Origin of the sequence: Pantoea sp. UBA7232, assembly GCF_002473195.1 — a bacterium.
In the GTDB taxonomy this organism is placed as follows: domain Bacteria; phylum Pseudomonadota; class Gammaproteobacteria; order Enterobacterales; family Enterobacteriaceae; genus Pantoea; species Pantoea eucrina.
The window spans coordinates 64,140-79,406 of the sequence record NZ_DKTK01000016.1 but is presented as its reverse complement, the minus strand read 5'-3'; the positions used below and the strand labels follow the sequence as shown (position 1 = coordinate 79,406).

Here is a 15,267-nt window from a genome sequence, read left to right as displayed (position 1 = left end):
GAATGACAGGCAAATGACGGGTATATCAAAGCGTCAGGCTTGCCTTTATACTACCGCGCGATTGTTTATAAACTGCCCAAACGCCAACAGATGGGAATTCTCAGGTGAAGTTCGTAAAGTATTTATTGATTCTTGCAGTGTGTTGCATTTTGCTGGGAGCCGGTACGGTTTATGGCTTGTACAAGTATATAGAGCCGCAACTGCCCGATGTGAACACATTGAAAGATGTGCGTTTGCAGACGCCGATGCAGGTTTACAGCGCCGATGGCGAGCTGATCGCCCAGTATGGTGAAAAACGCCGCGTACCGCTGACGCTGAAGCAGATGCCGCCAGAGCTGATCAAAGCATTTATCGCGACCGAAGATAGCCGCTTTTATGAGCATCACGGCGTCGATCCGGTGGGGATTTTCCGTGCCGCCAGCATCGCGCTGATGTCAGGCCATGCGTCGCAGGGTGCCAGTACGATTACTCAGCAGCTGGCGCGTAACTTCTTTCTGAGCCCTGAACGTACGCTGATGCGTAAAATCAAGGAAGCGTTCCTGGCCATCCGCATTGAGCAGCTGCTGAGCAAAGATGAGATCCTTGAGCTTTACCTCAATAAAATCTATCTCGGCTATCGCGCGTATGGCGTTGGCGCGGCGGCGCAGGTCTATTTCGGTAAAACGGTCGATCAGCTGTCGCTGAGTGAAATGGCGATGATCGCTGGCCTGCCGAAAGCGCCCTCAACCTTCAACCCGCTCTATTCGCACAGCCGGGCGCTGGCGCGTCGTAATGTGGTGCTGGCGCGCATGCTGGATCAGAACGACATCACACAGCAGCAGTATGAAGAGGCCCGTAATACGCCGCTGACCGCCAGCTATCACGGTCCTGAGATCGCCTTTTCTGCCCCTTATCTCAGTGAAATGGTGCGTCAGGAGATGGTGAAACGTTACGGCGATCGCGCCTATGACGACGGCTACAAGGTGTATACCACCGTAACCCGTCGCCTGCAGGAGGCGGCGCAGCAGGCGGTGCGTAATAACGTTATGGCTTATGATATGCGCCACGGCTATCGCGGCCCGACCGCCGTGTTATGGAAAGTGGGCGAGACCAGCTGGGATCAGCCGCGTATTCTTAAAACGCTGAAAACACTGCCCGCCTACGGACCGCTGAATGCCGCAGTGGTGACCAGCGCCAGCGCTCAGGAGGCCACGGCCTTACTGAAAGATGGCAGCACGGTCGCGCTGAAACTCTCCGGCGTGCGCTGGGCGCGCCCTTATAAATCAGACACGCTGCAGGGCCCGACGCCGCGCAGTATCACGCAGGTGCTGCAGGCTGGTCAGCAGATCTGGGTACGTAAAGTGGGCGATGAGTGGTGGCTGGGTCAGGTACCGCTGGTGAACTCTGCGCTGGTGTCGCTGAATCCGGAAGATGGCGCAGTGCGCGCGCTGGTGGGCGGATTCGATTTCAATCAGAGCATGTTTAACCGTGCCACCCAGGCGCTGCGCCAGGTGGGATCGAACATCAAGCCTTTCCTCTATACCGCCGCTATGGATCGTGGTCTGACGCTGGCTTCTATCCTTAACGATGTGCCGATTTCCCGCTGGGACGCCGGCGCAGGCGCAGACTGGCGGCCTAAAAACTCGCCGCCAACCTATGCTGGTCCTATCCGTTTACGGCAGGGGCTGGGAGAGTCTAAAAACGTGGTGATGGTACGCGCCATGCGCGCGATGGGCGTCGATTATGCTGCAGAATATCTGCAGCGCTTTGGCTTCCCGGCGCAAAATATTATTCATACCGAGTCGCTGGCGCTGGGTGCGGCTTCATTCACCCCACTGCAAGTGGCGCGTGGCTATGCGGTCATGGCAAACGGCGGTTTCCTGGTTGACCCCTATTTCATCACCCGCATTGAGGATGAGCAGGGAGGCGTGATTTTTGAAACAAAGCCTAAGATTGCCTGTCCGCAGTGTAATCTGCCGGTGATCTATGGTGATACGAAGAAGTCAGTTGCCCTGAATGAAGAGAGCGTGGAGAACGTCGCCACCTCTGATGAGTCGAAGAATCAGACGGTGCCACAGCCAGCGCTGGAGCAGGTTCCGGCACAGCCGCAGCCAGCAGGCGATCAGCAGTATGCGCCGCACGTGATTAATACCCCGCTCTCTTTCCTGATCAAAAGCGCGCTTAACTCCAATGTCTTTGGCGAGCCGGGCTGGATGGGTACCGGCTGGCGTGCCGGACGCGATCTGAAGCGAAATGATATTGGCGGAAAAACCGGTACGACAAACAGCTCTAAAGATGCCTGGTTCTCCGGCTATGGCCCGGGTGTGGTGACGTCGGTCTGGATTGGCTTTGATGATTCACGCGCGCTGGGACGTTCAACCGTATCAGGTGCGATTCCGGATCAGATTTCCGGTTACGAGGGCGGAGCCAAGAGCGCGCAGCCGGCGTGGGATGACTATATGAAATCTGCGCTGGAGGGCGTACCGGTGCAGCCGCTGACGCCGCCGGAAGGCGTGATCACCGTGACTATTGACCGGGCAACCGGCAAACTGGCTAACGGTGGTGGCAATACGCGTCAGGAGTATTTCATTGACGGCACGCAGCCGGTGGAATATAGCGTGCACGACGTCGGCACAACCATTATGGACAATGGCGAAAGCCACGAACTGTTCTGATAAACAGGCGCCTGCGGGCGCCTTTTTTATTCAGTAATCAAGCCGGCCCTGTTTTACCAGCCATTCGCGCACCAGAAACAGCGCACTGACGTTACGCGCTTCGCTGAAGTCGGGTTCTTCCAGCAGCGCCAGCAAATTCTTCAGCGGCCAGCGCCGTACCACCAGCGGCTCCGGCTCATCCCCTTCCAGCTTCTCTTCATAGAGGCCTTCAGCCACAATGATATTCATTTTGCTGGAGAAGTAAGAGGGTGCCATGGTGAGCTTGCCAAGGGCTTCAAGACGCGTCGCGCCGTAGCCAGCCTCTTCTTTGAGTTCCCGGTCAGCCGCTTCAAAGGCGCTTTCGCCCGGATCGATTAGCCCTTTTGGAAAACCAAGCTCATAGCTTTCCAGCCCCACCCCATATTCCTGAATCAGGATAACGTCGTCGCCGAGAATCGGCACAATCATTACCGCTTCGCGTTCAGAAGGCTTCATGCGCTCATAAACGCGGCGTGCACCATTGCTGAAAGCGAGATCGACGGCTTCAATGGTAAACAGGCGGGAGCGGGCCACCGCTTCTACCTTGAGGATGTCAGGTTTTTTCAATGGAGTGGTCATATCAGCCTCAGACGTTGCACAACCTTGTGAAATGCGATAGCGCCAGCATACCGAAGGCCGCGCAAATGTGCGACAGGCAACGCAGGCTAAGCCGCTGCCGGATTGCGCGGCCCGCCGTATGGCGCGCTATGCGCACGCTCGTTTTAAGCGTAAGTCAACGCCTCAGCGCGAAATTCAGAAAATACCGATATTTAATTGAGTATTGCCTGGTTACCATCCTATAAGGGATTAATCTAATAATTTATAATCCGATGATTTAGCGCATTATTTTATCTGTGTTTCTTCTTGTCAGAACCTCTTCTGCTCGCCAGAATTGACACATCTTACGATTTTCGCCGGGAGTAGAACGTTAACGTGAAGGCATTTCGTTGGCTGGAATGAGCTGAGCATGAGCACTTTTATTGTCATCCTGACAGTGATGCTGATCGGCTCATCATTAGCAGGTATCACTTACTGGTACGCTATGCGGCATCGTCCGCCGTTAGCGCGACCTCTGCCGTTTATCAGTCCGCCCTGCCGCAAACTCTCTGATGATGAGCGCATCGCAGTAGAAAAGTATCTGGCTGCGCTGGCGAAACGTCAGCCGCCGCGCACCCGCGCCCGCTTTGCCACGGAAGCGGAAGCGCTGACGCTGACGGCTCAAAGCAATCATGTCTACCCGGTTACCCGTTCCATCACCCGCTACGGTCTCTCAACCGACGATCCGCACAAATGGCGCTACTATCTCGATGAAGTGGAAGTGCATCTGCCACCGCTCTGGGAACAGTATATTGCCGATGAAAATTACGTTGAGCTGATCCGCACGCAGACGCTGCCGCTGGTCATCTCGCTGAATGGTCACTCGCTGGTTAACTACGCCATTGAGCAACCCGCCCTGCCGCCGCTGATCCAGCCTGCCAGTACCAACGCCTCTATCCGTAAAGCAGAGAGTGAAAACGTTGAGTTACTGCGGGTGCGCAAAGAGTCGCACGAGGAGTACCAGCTTTCGCGGCCTGACGGTACGCGTGAAGCGGTCGTTATCAGCTGCGCTTTTTTGCTGTTTTTTCTCGGTCTGGTGCTGCCGGGCAATCTCCTGCTCTGGCTGGTGGTGCCTGGCTGCGTAATGATCGCCGTCAGCCTCTGGTTCCTCTGTCGTTTTCCCGGTGAGAAAAGACTGCGTGATATTCACTGCCTGCGCGGTGCGCCGAAACGCTGGGGCCTGTTTGGTGAATCGAACCAGGAGCAGAGCAACATTTCGCTGGGCATTATCGATCTCATCTACCCGCCGCACTGGCAGCCTTATATCGCTCACGATCTGGGACAGATCACCGAAGTGGATATCTATCTGAACCGCCAGGTTGTGCGTCAGGGGCGTTTTTTGTCGCTGCAGGATGAGGTCAGGAATTTCCCGGTCCAGCGGTGGCGCAAGAATCTGGTACTGACCTGCGGTTCACTGCTGGTACTGGCAATGCTGCTGACCTGGATCCCGCTCAGTATGCCGCTCAAGCTGAGCCTGGCCTGGGTCAAGGGCACGGAAAGTCTTGAGGTCGACAGCGTGGATAAGCTCTCTGCCCTGCCGCTGCACGTCGGCGATGTGCTCAGGGTGACGGGAACCGGTATGTGCTCGGTGCCAGGCAATTACCAGAGCAATCGCACCTACGCTTACATGCCTTTTGACTGCTCTGCTATCTACTGGAACAAAGCTGCTCCGCTGCCTCAGCCGCAGTCTGACATTATTGACAAGGCCGCTGCGCTGCTGGATACCACCCTGCGCCAGCTGCATCCGGAAACCAGTACCGATCCCAAGCTTAATCCGCAGCTCGCCTCAGCGATTCAGAAGTCAGGCATGATTTTGCTGGATGATTTTTCCGAGCTGGTGCTAAGGACGCAGGATCTCTGCAGCCAGCAGCAGGATTGCGTCCGGCTGAAAAATGCGCTGGTTAACCTGGGCAATGCGAAAGACTGGGATTCGCTGATCCACCGCGCGGACACCGGCAAACTCAGCGGCATGAATGTGCTGTTAAGGCCTGTCAGTGCCGAGGCGCTGGAGAATCTGGTGAATACCGCGACGTCGACCTTCTTTTCCCGTGAAACCCGTCGTGCGGCGGAAACGCTTAACAGCCCGCCGCCGGGCGGCTTTCTTATCATCAGCGATGAAGGCCGGCAGCTGGTGACGCAGCCGCAGCCTGCCGTCTCCCTGTTTGATCTGGACGCGCCTTCACAGTGGCGCGAGCTGCAGCGTATCGCGGGCATGCTGCTGCATACGCCGTTCAGCGCCAGCGGCATCATTACCAGTATGAGTACCGACGCTAACGGGACACGCCATATCATGCTGCATAACGAACCGGATGCCATGGCGCAATGGCGCTACATCGGCAGCGTTGTGCTGATGCTGATACTGCTGATTTCCGTGCTGGTGAACGGGTTACTGACGCTGCGTCGCATCCATCGTAACCGGCTGCGCATGGCTGAAATTCAGCAATATTACGATAAATGCTTTAACCACAATCTCAGCACTATGCAGAGTGTGCGCTCGCTGTTCTGACCCTCCGCCCTTCTGTGCTACCCTGACGCGCATTTTTTTGCGACGGCTGTCGGGGCCGGCATTTACGCTAAACTGATAGGGTGCGGCATCGCGTCGCACCTTGATTTATCACTTTCTGCCCATATCTCCGGGTATCTGCAGCTTTCCCTCTGCGAAGTTCGCGTCAGAGCCGGTTGCATATAGCGCGACGCGGTGATGAGAGCCCGGCCAGCGTCTGGTGCAGAGACCCGGGCGTCAGCCGCTTCCGACGCCGACTGGCCGCCACCCTTTTTCAGCGCCGCCCTGCCGGACCCGTTTACCGGTAAAGGTGAAACGCTGCGTTAAAGCAGGAGCCACAATGAAAGAGAAAATCAGCGACGGCGTACGCCTTGATAAATGGCTGTGGGCCGCGCGCTTCTATAAAACCCGCGCGCTGGCACGTGAAATGATCGAAGGCGGCAAGGTTCACTATAACGGTCAGCGCAGCAAACCCAGCAAGCTGGTTGAATCTGGCGCGGAGTTAACGCTGCGACAGGGAAACGATGAGCGGACGGTGATCGTTAACGCCATCAGCGATCAGCGCCGCCCCGCCAGCGAAGCGCAACTGATGTATAGCGAAACCGCCGCCAGCGTGGAAAAACGGGAAAAAACGGCGCTGGCGCGCAAGCTGAACGCGCTGACTATGCCACATCCGGATCGCCGGCCTGATAAAAAAGAGCGCCGCGATCTGATGAAATTTAAACTGTCGGGTGATGAATAGTTTCCACCCCTGCGAGAGAAAACTTATGTCTGTTCAAGATCAATTACACCGTTACCTGTTCGAAAACGTTGCCGTGCGCGGCGAGCTGGTCAATGTCTCCCACACCTGGCAGGACATTATCCGCAACCATGACTACGCAGAGCCGGTAAAAACGCTGCTGGGCGAGCTGCTGGTTGCGACCAGTCTGCTGACCGCCACGCTGAAATTTGACGGTGATATCACGGTGCAGCTGCAGGGTGACGGCCCGCTGACACTGGCAGTGATCAACGGTAATAACCGTCAGGAGCTGCGTGGCGTGGCGCGCGTGAAAGAAGGTGCAGAGATTGCGCCCGGCAGCACGCTGAAAGAGATGACAGGTAACGGCTATCTGGTTATTACCATTACACCAGAAAAAGGCGAACGTTATCAGGGCGTGGTGGGTCTTGAGGCGGATACGCTGGCAGGCTGTCTGGAAGACTATTTCATGCGTTCTGAGCAGCTGCCTACCCGCCTGTTTATCCGTACTACTGAGCAGGGCGCAGCCGGTATTTTACTGCAGGTGCTGCCCGCGCAGGAGACCAGTCAGGATGATTTCAATCATCTGGCCATGCTGACGGAAACGGTGAAAGCGGAAGAGCTGATCACGCTGCCGGCAAACGATGTGCTGTGGCGTCTCTACCATCAGGAAGAAGCCACCGTTTACGATCCGCTGCCTGTTATGTTTAAGTGCACCTGCTCGCGCCAGCGCTGCGGTGAAGTGCTTAAAACGCTGCCAGAGAGCGAAGTGGATGAGATCCTCGAGGAAGATGGCAAAATCGATATGCACTGCGACTATTGCGGCACGCACTATGTTTATGACGCGGTTGATATTGCTGCCATCCGGAACGAATCTGTCAGCGACAGCGACCAGCTGCACTGATTCCGCTGCGGGCGGCCACGCCGCCCGTTTCGCATAAAACTATACCCCCATGTTTTTTCACGGAAATTAACTAATTTTCACTAACTTTACTTTTATAAGTAGCCGATTTCTCCGCTTGTCACGTTCCAGTTCGCATTTTTAACTATCTTCACTTTCCGCTTCTGCTCAGATGTGTACACTGCGCGCGATCTGTCCTGCGCAACCGAGTGCGCCACGCGGCAGACACCCCCTAAAAATGCAATGAAGTACCGATTTAAGGAGCAGTCACATGCGCGTTAACGGCCTGACATCGCAAGACCTCGCCGACCTGGGCATCAGCGGCACTACCGAAGTGGTGTATAACCCTGACTATGACACGCTGTTTCAGGAAGAAACCCGCCCGGAGCTGGAGGGTTATGCGCGAGGCACCCTGACGCAGAGCGGCGCAATCGCCGTGGATACCGGCATTTTTACCGGCCGCTCACCGAAAGATAAATATATTGTCCGCGATGACACGACGCGCGATACGCTGTGGTGGAATGGCACCGGCAACGGTAAAAACGATAATCAGCCGCTTTCGCAGGAGACCTGGCAGGCGCTGAAGGATCGCTGTACCCAGCAGCTTTCAGGCAAACGCCTGTTTGTGGTGGATGCCTTTTGCGGTGCCAATCCTGACTCCCGCCTGAGCGTACGCTTTGTGATGGAAGTGGCCTGGCAGGCGCACTTTGTGAAAAACATGTTTATCCGCCCGAGCGATGAAGAGCTGGCCAGCTTCACGCCTGATTTTGTGGTGATGAACGCGGCGCAGTGTACCAATCCGGACTGGCAGGCGCAGGGGCTGAACTCAGAAAATTTTGTTGCATTTAACCTGACAGAACGCATGCAGCTGATTGGCGGTACCTGGTACGGCGGCGAAATGAAGAAGGGCCTCTTCGCCATCATGAACTATCTGCTGCCGCTGAAAGGCATCGCCTCCATGCACTGCTCCGCGAACGTGGGTAAAGCGGGCGACGTGGCCGTGTTCTTTGGCCTCTCCGGCACCGGTAAGACCACGCTCTCCACCGATCCTGAGCGGCAGCTGATTGGCGATGATGAGCACGGCTGGGATGATGACGGCGTCTTCAATTTTGAAGGCGGCTGCTATGCAAAAACCATCAACCTGTCTGAACAGGCAGAGCCGGAAATCTATCGCGCTATCCGCCGCGATGCGCTGCTGGAAAACGTGGTGGTGCGTGCTGACGGCAGCGTGGATTACGCCGATGGCAGCAAAACAGAAAACACCCGCGTCTCCTATCCGATCAATCACATTGAAAACATTGTGCAGCCGGTTTCCAAAGCGGGTCATGCGAAAAAGGTCATTTTCCTTACGGCTGATGCGTTTGGCGTGCTGCCGCCGGTTTCGCGGCTGACGCCAGAGCAGACGCAGTATCACTTCCTTTCCGGCTTCACAGCCAAGCTGGCCGGCACTGAACGCGGCGTCACGCAGCCAACGCCAACCTTCTCTGCCTGCTTTGGCGCCGCATTTCTGACCCTGCATCCGACGCAATATGCTGAAGTGCTGGTTAAGCGCATGGAAGCGGCGGGCGCGCAGGCTTATCTGGTTAACACCGGCTGGAACGGCAGCGGCAAGCGCAACTCACTGAAAGATACCCGGGCGATTATCAACGCGATTCTGGCAGGCGAGCTGGATAACGCCGCGACCGTGACCCTGCCGGTGTTCAATCTGCAGATCCCGACGCAGCTGGCCGGGGTGGACGCCGCCACGCTGGATCCGCGCCGCAGCTGGCAGAGCGAAGCGGAGTGGCAGCAGGCCGCGCAGGATCTGGCACAGCGTTTTATTACTAACTTTGAGAAGTATACCGACAACGACGCGGGTAAAGCGCTGGTACAGGCGGGTCCACAGCTGTAAGCACGGCTGAACCACTGCAGCGGGCGGCATCACTGCCGCCCTTTTTTCTGTCTGCTCAGGTGCTGTGCGCGACGCTGGCCAGCGCGGTGCTGTTTTCCGGCATCGGCAGCCAGGCGCGGATACGTAATCCGCCGCGCTCGCTGGCACCAATCTCCAGCGATCCTTCATGCGCATCGATTATGCGCTGCACAATCGCCAGCCCCAGCCCGGTGCCGCTGGTACTGCGGGCGCTGTCGCCGCGCACAAACGGCTGAAACAGATGCTGCAGCTGATCGGGTTTAATACCGGGACCATCATCATCAACCTGGAACCAGGCGCGGTTAAGCTCCTGGCCGCTGCTGACTTTGATCCAGCCGTTACCATAACGCGCAGCATTTACCACCAGATTTGCCACCGCGCGTTTAATCGAGAGCGGATTGATATTCAGCATCAGCTCATCGGTCATCACCGCATTCTCAATCTCGCGTTCATAGCCGCTCTCGGCCGCGACCACTTCTCCCAGCACGCTATTGAGATCGGCCCGCTCGGTCTGCATCTCCTGACCCGTACGCAGATAATCGATGAACTGCTCAATGATAGCGTTGCACTCTTCGATATCTTTATTAATTGACTCCGCCAGATAGCCATCCTGCTCACCCATCATCTCGGTCGCCAGACGGATGCGCGTCAGCGGCGTGCGCAGATCGTGACTGACGCCCGCCATCAGCAGGGTGCGATCGTCAGCCAGCTGCTTGACGCCAGCCGCCATCTGATTGAAGGCGCGCGTCACCGAACGCACTTCAGAGGCTCCGTATTCACGCAGCGGCGGCGGAATAATGCCTTTGCCCACCTGCAGTGCCGCGTGCTCCAGATCCACCAGCGGCCGGTTTTGCATCCGGATAAACAGCCAGGCTCCGCCAATCGCCAGCAGCATAATCGCCAGCGTGTAGCGGAACAGCGGCGAGAAGTCACCCTGATGAATTTCCGTCAGCGGCACCCGCACCCAGATATCGGGCGAAAGCCAGGTTTTCAGCCAGACAACCGGCGAGTTTTTATTGACCTCGACGCGCACATCGGTCGGGCCGCCCAGCTGCTGCGCCATCTGCTCACTCAGAAACTCATAGTGCTGCGCCCAGCGCAGCCCGCTCTCTTCTGCCGCCGCGTTGGTATAAAGCGAAATCCCCAGCTCGCGGTAAATTTCGCGCCGGAAGGCGGGTGGCACTTCCAGCTGTGTCCCATCTTCCAGCTGCAGCCGATCGGTCATCAGCATACGCACTTCGTAGGCCAGCACCTTATTAAACTGCTGCAGGCTGGGAAGAATAGCGAAGTTCAGCACCACCAGATACGTTGTTACCAGGCTGACAAACAGCAGGGTAACGATCAGCAGCAGGGTGCGGGCAAAGGAGCTGCGGGGCGAGAAGCGCAGTCGCCTCATGCTTTACTGCCGTCCGGCACAAAAACGTAGCCCAGACCCCAGACGGTCTGGATATAGCGCGGATGCGCGGGATCTTCTTCCACCATGCGGCGCAGGCGCGAAATCTGCACGTCGATTGAGCGTTCCATGGCGCTGTATTCGCGTCCGCGCGCCAGGTTCATCAGCTTGTCACGCGAAAGCGGCTCACGCGGATGACTCACCAGCGCTTTCAGCACGGCAAATTCACCGCTGGTGAGCGGCATAGGCTCATCTTCACGGAACATTTCACGCGTGCCGAGGTTCAGTTTGAATTTGCCGAAGGCGATAACCGCCTCTTCCTGTGAAGGCGCACCCGGCAGCTCGTTGGCCTGACGACGCAGCACCGCGCGGATCCGCGCCAGCAGTTCACGCGGGTTAAACGGTTTGGGAATATAGTCATCCGCCCCGATTTCCAGCCCGACAATGCGGTCAACCTCTTCACCCTTAGCTGTCACCATGATAATCGGCATCGGGTTACTCTGGCTGCGCAGACGGCGACAGATAGAGAGGCCATCTTCGCCTGGCAGCATTAAATCCAGCACCATCAGATGAAACGATTCACGCGTCAGCAGGCGATCCATCTGTTCAGCATTAGCGACACTGCGCACCTGAAAGCCCTGTTCGGTGAGATAGCGTTCCAGCAGCGCGCGCAGACGCATATCGTCATCAACGACCAGAATTTTGTAGTTCTCTTGCATGTTCAACTCCCAAAGGCGCCATTGCCTGAAGCAATATTGTGAGGATAAGGGACCTGTCTGTGACAGATATTTATGGTTTATATTCTAAGCGAAATTGTTACAAAGCATATTAAACAGGAGCTTATATTTAATTTCTTGCCTGAAATGCGGCTCCGCTCCCGCTTTTGCCACCCGATTTTACCCTGATTAGCGCTTGTCTGAAAAAACGGCACTTTTTCTCACTGCGCGTGGCTCGACCGCACTTTTCCCGCTCTGCCAGAGCCTGCCCTGCGCTTTCACATCAATTCAGCGGGATAGCAGACCGCCGGCAGCACAAAACTGCGCAGATTCTGGTTAGCGCCTCATAACGCTCTCGGAAGAGTGCCAGCGGCGGCACAATCCAAGACCATTTATAAATAAAGACAGTTAAATCAGCGAGTAAACACCACTTTCGCCCGGCCCGATGATCTCCGACACTTCTGCTGTATCGACCCGATCGGTGTCATGTGGAGAAGAAAAATGAAAAAAGTTGTTCTGCTGAGCGCGCTGGTTCTCTCCAGCCTTACCCAGGTTCAGGCGGCAACGTCAGTCGGTGAAGCCGCCGGTGCGCAGGCGTCAACGACAGCAAAAGGCAACTCGGATGCAATTGGCGTGGGCGCAGTAGCAGCACTGCTGGGCGTGGCGCTGGCTACCATGGGCGGTGGCGATGGCAATGGCAGCAGCACCTCAACCACTACCGCAACGGTGCCGGGCAAGTAAGCGCTATACCGGGACTGCGCTGCCTGTGGCTCACCACGCGCAGTGCAGTTCACTTACGCCTTGTCGTGATAGGTAATCTGATTCACAAACCAGATCTTTTGTCCTTCAGGCGTGTTAACGGTGACCTCATCATCGACCTCTTTTTTGATCAGCGCCCGCGCCATAGGTGAATCGATTGAGATGTACTCTTTCACATTATCGCCATAGATTTCATCTGGTCCGACGATGCGAAAACGCTTTTGTTCCCCCTGCTCATTCTCCACTTCTACCCACGCGCCGAAAAAGACTTTGCCCTCCTGCTGCGGGGCGTAATCAACAATTTTCAGCTCAGCGAGGCATTTGCGCAGGTAGCGTACCCGCCGGTCAATCTGCCGCAGCAGCCGTTTATTGTAGGTATAGTCCGCGTTTTCTGACCGATCGCCGAGGCTGGCGGCCCAGGAGACGATACGGGTGATCTCCGGACGCTTCTCATTCCACAGATGATCGTGCTCGGCGCGCAGCTTGTTGTAGCCTTCGCGGGTAATCAGTTGAGTTTTCATTACATCGGCTCATTTATGTCAGTTTTGCAGGTCGCCAGCTGCGTACAATAAGCGACGCTGCCGCAGGCAGCAAGATGCGGGCGCGATTCAGAAAAAGATGGATTGCCGCCCGGCTGGCTGGCAATTTACGCCCTCAGTCCGTATAACTGTCCCCTGTTTTTAACCCCGGATAAGCAAGATCGTTACTGATGATGAAAGATTCGCTGAGCCAGATTATCGCAGGTGAGCTGCAGGCACGCGCCGAACAGGTTGATGCCGCCGTACGCCTGCTGGATGAAGGGAATACCGTCCCCTTTATTGCACGTTACCGTAAGGAAGTCACCGGCGGGCTGGATGATACCCAGCTGCGCGCGCTGGAGAGCCGCCTGAGCTATCTGCGCGAGCTGGACGATCGCCGCCAGTCGATTCTGAAATCGATTGACGATCAGGGCAAACTCTCGCCGGAACTGGCGCAGGCTATCAACAGCACGCTGAGTAAAACCGAGCTGGAAGATCTCTATCTGCCTTACAAGCAGAAGCGCCGTACGCGTGGCCAGATCGCCATTGAAGCGGGCCTCGAACCGCTGGCTGACACATTGTGGAACGATCCCTCGCAGCAGCCGGAAGCGGTAGCTGCAGGCTTTGTGGATGCGGATAAAGGCGTGGCGGATACGCGCGCCGCGCTCGATGGCGCACGCTATATCCTGATGGAGCGGTTTGCCGAAGACGCCGCGCTGCTGGCAAAAGTGCGCGACTATCTGTGGAAAAACGCCCATCTGGTAGCACGTGTCGTTGAGGGCAAAGAAGAGGCGGGCGCTAAATTCCGCGACTATTTTGATCATCACGAAGCGCTGAGCAGCGTGCCTTCGCACCGCGCACTGGCGATGTTTCGCGGCCGCAACGAAGGCGTACTGCAGCTGTCGCTGAATGCCGATCCGCAGTCTGAAGAGGCGCCGCGTGAAAGCTATGGCGAAACGCTGATTGCCGATCACCTGGGTCTGCGCCTGAATAATGCGCCGGCTGACAGCTGGCGTAAAGCGGTGGTGAGCTGGACATGGCGCATCAAGGTGCTGCTGCATCTCGAAACCGAACTGATGGGCACCATCCGTGAACGGGCCGAAGATGAAGCGATTAACGTCTTTGCCCGCAATCTGCACGATCTGCTGATGGCCGCTCCGGCCGGTATGCGCGCCACAATGGGGCTTGACCCTGGCCTGCGCACCGGTGTGAAGGTTGCCGTAGTTGATGCGACCGGCAAACTGGTGGCCACTGATACGGTCTACCCGCACACCGGTCAGGCGGCGAAAGCGGCGGCGGCCGTCGCGGCGCTCTGTATAAAGCATCAGGTTGAGCTGGTGGCGATTGGTAACGGCACCGCTTCGCGCGAAACCGAGCGCTTTTTCCTCGATGTGCAGAAACAGTTTCCGCAGGTCAGCGCACAAAAAGTGATCGTCAGTGAAGCGGGCGCCTCCGTCTACTCCGCTTCGGAACTGGCGGCGCTGGAGTTTCCTGACCTCGACGTATCGTTGCGCGGTGCGGTCTCTATTGCCCGTCGCCTGCAGGATCCGCTGGCCGAGCTGGTCAAAATTGACCCTAAATCGATTGGTGTGGGCCAGTATCAGCATGATGTCAGTCAGAGTCAGCTGGCGAAAAAGCTGGATGCCGTGGTTGAAGATTGCGTTAACGCCGTTGGCGTCGATCTCAACACCGCCTCGGTCGCCCTGCTTACGCGCGTAGCGGGTCTGACGCGCATGATGGCGCAGAATATTGTGGGCTGGCGTGATGAAAACGGACGTTTTCAGAACCGTCAGCAGCTGCTGAAAGTGAGCCGCCTCGGACCAAAAGCGTTTGAACAGTGCGCCGGCTTTCTGCGCATCAATCACGGTGACAATCCGCTGGATGCCTCTACGGTGCATCCGGAAGCGTATCCGCTGGTGGAGCGTATTCTCTCTGCCACTGAGCAGGCGCTGGATGCGCTGATGGGAAATCCCGGCAGCCTGCGCAATCTGAACGCGCGCGACTTTACCGATGAACGCTTTGGTCTGCCTACCGTGACCGATATCATCAAAGAGCTGGAAAAGCCGGGCCGCGATCCGCGTCCTGAGTTCAAAACCGCGCAGTTTGCCGAAGGCGTGGAAACCATGAACGATCTGCTGCCCGGTATGATTCTGGAAGGCGCCGTGACCAACGTGACTAACTTTGGTGCCTTTGTGGATATCGGCGTGCATCAGGATGGGCTGGTGCATATCTCCTCTCTCTCCGATCGCTTCGTGGAAGATCCGCATCAGGTGGTGAAAGCAGGCGATATCGTGAAGGTCAAAGTCATGGAAGTGGATCTGCAGCGTAAACGTATTGCGCTCACTATGCGTCTGGATGAACAGCCGGGTGAGAGCAATGCACGCAGCGGTAGCCGACCTGCTGCCAGGGAACCGGCGCGCGCCGCAAATCCGGCCAAAGGGCGCGGCAAGCCTGCGCCTGCAGGCAACAGTGCCATGGGTGATGCGCTGGCTGCGGCTTTTGGTAAAAAGCGCTGATTTCAGCCTGCTAATCTGCCTGCAGCCGGCAAATGGCTGCAGGTAAC

General features: G+C 56.9%; 12 protein-coding genes. 8 read left to right on the top strand and 4 right to left on the bottom strand.

Annotated elements, in window-relative coordinates; all coding sequences use genetic code 11:
• Positions 1-104 precede the first annotated feature (104 nt).
• Entirely contained in the window at positions 105-2,654 is a 2,550-nt protein-coding gene (mrcA, locus tag B4056_RS13865; RefSeq protein ID WP_094111192.1) for a peptidoglycan glycosyltransferase/peptidoglycan DD-transpeptidase MrcA, read from the top strand.
• 30 nt (positions 2,655-2,684) lie between these two features.
• On the opposite strand, the gene nudE is transcribed toward mrcA, so the two are convergent.
• Complete coding sequence (gene nudE / locus B4056_RS13860) at positions 2,685-3,251, bottom strand: ADP compounds hydrolase NudE (RefSeq protein ID WP_288655048.1); 567 nt, start codon at positions 3,249-3,251, stop codon at positions 2,685-2,687.
• Between the two features lie 388 nt (positions 3,252-3,639).
• Between nudE and B4056_RS13855 the strand changes: the two genes are divergently transcribed.
• From B4056_RS13855 to pckA, 5 genes are all read left to right on the top strand, one after another.
• On the top strand, positions 3,640-5,775 hold the full coding sequence (locus B4056_RS13855) for an intracellular growth attenuator family protein (protein WP_288655046.1): 2,136 nt from the start codon (positions 3,640-3,642) through the stop codon (positions 5,773-5,775).
• Positions 5,776-5,970: 195 nt separating this feature from the next.
• Positions 5,971-6,099 carry a hypothetical protein gene (locus B4056_RS13850; RefSeq protein WP_255420281.1) on the top strand — a complete coding sequence of 43 codons (129 nt, stop codon included), beginning with the start codon at positions 5,971-5,973 and terminating at the stop codon, positions 6,097-6,099.
• 13 nt (positions 6,100-6,112) lie between these two features.
• Positions 6,113-6,514, top strand: coding sequence for a ribosome-associated heat shock protein Hsp15 (gene hslR / locus B4056_RS13845; RefSeq protein ID WP_039380949.1), 402 nt, complete (start codon positions 6,113-6,115; stop codon positions 6,512-6,514).
• Between the two features lie 25 nt (positions 6,515-6,539).
• Positions 6,540-7,412 (top strand): Hsp33 family molecular chaperone HslO, encoded by an 873-nt coding sequence (gene hslO, locus B4056_RS13840; RefSeq protein ID WP_039380951.1) that lies wholly within the window; start codon positions 6,540-6,542, stop codon positions 7,410-7,412.
• A gap of 268 nt (positions 7,413-7,680) precedes the next feature.
• The gene (gene pckA, locus B4056_RS13835) at positions 7,681-9,300 is read left to right on the top strand and encodes a phosphoenolpyruvate carboxykinase (ATP) (protein ID WP_039380954.1); all 1,620 of its coding nucleotides are present in this window, start codon (positions 7,681-7,683) and stop codon (positions 9,298-9,300) included.
• Between the two features lie 55 nt (positions 9,301-9,355).
• Here pckA and envZ read toward each other — a convergent pair whose 3' ends face one another.
• Together envZ and ompR are read right to left on the bottom strand one after the other, a co-directional pair.
• Positions 9,356-10,714: a two-component system sensor histidine kinase EnvZ gene (gene envZ, locus B4056_RS13830; protein WP_039380956.1), complete on the bottom strand. Its 1,359-nt coding sequence runs from the start codon at positions 10,712-10,714 to the stop codon at positions 9,356-9,358.
• Positions 10,711-11,430, bottom strand: a complete 720-nt coding sequence (gene ompR, locus B4056_RS13825) for a two-component system response regulator OmpR (RefSeq protein ID WP_001157751.1) — start codon at positions 11,428-11,430, stop codon at positions 10,711-10,713. The genes envZ and ompR overlap by 4 nt, the downstream gene beginning before the upstream one ends.
• A 498-nt stretch (positions 11,431-11,928) precedes the next feature.
• Here ompR and yjbE point away from each other — a divergent pair, with 498 nt between their 5' ends.
• Positions 11,929-12,168, top strand: a complete 240-nt coding sequence (gene yjbE, locus B4056_RS13820) for an exopolysaccharide production protein YjbE (protein WP_094111190.1) — start codon at positions 11,929-11,931, stop codon at positions 12,166-12,168.
• Positions 12,169-12,221: 53 nt separating this feature from the next.
• Here yjbE and greB read toward each other — a convergent pair whose 3' ends face one another.
• Positions 12,222-12,707 (bottom strand): transcription elongation factor GreB, encoded by a 486-nt coding sequence (gene greB / locus B4056_RS13815; protein ID WP_039380962.1) that lies wholly within the window; start codon positions 12,705-12,707, stop codon positions 12,222-12,224.
• A 191-nt stretch (positions 12,708-12,898) separates the two neighbouring features.
• Here greB and B4056_RS13810 point away from each other — a divergent pair, with 191 nt between their 5' ends.
• Positions 12,899-15,220, top strand: a complete 2,322-nt coding sequence (locus B4056_RS13810) for a Tex family protein (protein ID WP_039385659.1) — start codon at positions 12,899-12,901, stop codon at positions 15,218-15,220.
• Positions 15,221-15,267: the final 47 nt, after the last annotated feature.